This is a genomic window from Rahnella sp. PD4 (assembly GCF_049199325.1).
Lineage (GTDB): Bacteria > Pseudomonadota > Gammaproteobacteria > Enterobacterales > Enterobacteriaceae > Rahnella > Rahnella perminowiae.
The window spans coordinates 1-255 of sequence record NZ_JBLZQF010000047.1; the positions used below are offsets into that span (position 1 = coordinate 1).

The 255-nt window shown below is 58.0% G+C and carries 1 protein-coding gene; it reads left to right on the top strand.

The genetic code is table 11. The annotated features are described in order from the left end of the window. Nucleotides 1–255, top strand: a 255-nt coding sequence (locus ACOZIO_RS25145; RefSeq protein WP_421595884.1) for a contractile injection system protein, VgrG/Pvc8 family, incomplete at both ends; no start/stop codon positions are given.

The window sequence follows — 255 nt, forward strand, 5'->3', positions numbered from 1 at the left end:
TTGCGTTTACCAGCTCGGTGAAAGACATTCCCGCTCAGCACATCATCAACTATTCCGCCCTGCTCCTGATGTACCCCGACGGTAAGCCGTGGGAGCCGGTTAAACCACGCATTATCCCCGGCGTCATTACCCAGTTCCGCCAGTGCGGCACCTCCGCCGATGAGACCCGCTACGTCGCCACGCTGGAACACCGCGTCACCCGGTTAAATCAGGGCAGCAATAACGCGATTTACCAGAACGACAGCGTCATCAGCA